This window comes from Buttiauxella izardii (assembly GCF_003601925.1).
GTDB classification, from domain to species: Bacteria; Pseudomonadota; Gammaproteobacteria; order Enterobacterales; family Enterobacteriaceae; genus Buttiauxella; species Buttiauxella izardii.
The window spans coordinates 1-1,465 of the sequence record NZ_QZWH01000077.1 but is presented as its reverse complement, the minus strand read 5'-3'; the positions used below and the strand labels follow the sequence as shown (position 1 = coordinate 1,465).

At 55.0% G+C, this 1,465-nt stretch carries 1 protein-coding gene and 1 pseudogene; one reads left to right on the top strand and one right to left on the bottom strand.

Translation table 11 applies throughout. From position 1 onward, the window contains the following. A pseudogene (locus D6029_RS22230) lies at positions 1-196 on the top strand (ABC transporter ATP-binding protein); the annotation flags it as partial. Between the two features lie 86 nt (positions 197-282). Here D6029_RS22230 and D6029_RS22225 read toward each other — a convergent pair. Further along, the gene (locus tag D6029_RS22225) at positions 283-1,269 is read right to left on the bottom strand and encodes an IS110 family RNA-guided transposase (protein ID WP_120066839.1); all 987 of its coding nucleotides are present in this window, start codon (positions 1,267-1,269) and stop codon (positions 283-285) included. Positions 1,270-1,465 lie beyond the last annotated feature (196 nt).

The window sequence follows — 1,465 nt, the reverse complement described above, 5'->3', positions numbered from 1 at the left end:
GCAAATCTTCCAGACGCTGCGCGAACTGGCGCGTAACGGCATGACGATTTTCCTGGTGGAACAGAACGCACACCACGCGCTGAAGCTTTCTGACCGTGGTTATGTGATGGCGAACGGGCAGATTCGTTTGAGCGGCAGCGGTGCGGAGTTGTTGGGGAATGAAGAAGTGCGCAAAGCGTATTTAGGCGGGATTTGAGGAGATCCTGTCGGATGACGCTGCGCTTATCCGACCTACGAAAACTAACGCTTATCCGACCTACGGTTCGGGTTTTGTAGATACTGTTATGCCATGCAAGCATTTTCCATATGAAGTGTGGCATCGAACGGGCGTCCTGACTTCAGGACGCCATACGCCACCTGAGCCAGTTTGCGCATCATGGCCCCGATTATCAGCTTCGGCGCTTTTCCCTTCAGCTCCAGTCTTGTCCTGAACGCTTTTCCCCAGTCTGTTTTGTACAGCGCCACCATCGCCGGCATATACAACGCCCGCCGCAGCGACACATTCCCGGCCTTGCTCATCCTCGACGCCCGTCTGACACTGCTGCCCGACTCGTGATACCGTGGCGTCAGCCCCGCGAACGCCGCGAACTGCCGGGCCTCCCCGAAGCGCAGTTTTTCCCCAACGAACGCCAGCAGCACCGCCGTCGTTTTCGGTCCTATTCCCGGAATGCTGTCCAGCAGACGCCTGCGGTTCTTCATATCCGGGTCATTGTTCGTCAGGTCTTTTATCTTTTTCCCGATGAGTTTCAGTTCCGCTTCCAGCCAGGCAAGATGAGCATCAATGCTTTCCCGTTGCTCATCCCGCGCAGTTTCAAGCCGGTTCAGCTCCTGCGAGTGCATATCTGTCAGCGTCTGATGACGCATCACCAGCGCACGCAGACGGCGCTCAATCGGCCCGGCAGTTTCCCATTGTGGCGGGCGTTTCTCCTGGCAGAACCGGGCGAGCAGACGGGCATCAACCGCATCGGTTTTCACCCGTATCCCTTCGCTTTGAGCAAAGGCTTTTGCGAGCGCGGGATTAATGACGGAGACCGTGTAACCCGCCCCGGTCAGGTGCAGAGCGGCATCTTCGGCATAGATACTGGTGGCTTCCATGCAGATATGGGCAATGGAGACCTCATGCAGATGAAGCCAGGCGACGAGGGCTTCATGGCCGGGGGTGTTATTGTCGAATTTTTTGTCACGAAAACGGCCATCGGGACGAAGAATGGCGACATCAAGCTTAGTTTTAGAGACATCGATGCCGATGAAAAAAGAGATATTTTCCATTGTGTTACCAGCCTTGTGAATGCGGGGTACCGTGATAAACGGTCCATGATACTGTTCGGTTTTACCACAAGTGGAGAAAAGCAGTCCGGCGTGAAAATCTACCTTACAGACTCGGAAATCTAAGGGGGGATACGGCGTCCGGACTGCGTTCAGAATAAACTGGCCGGTTTACTCTGAACAAGGGGGATAATACAAG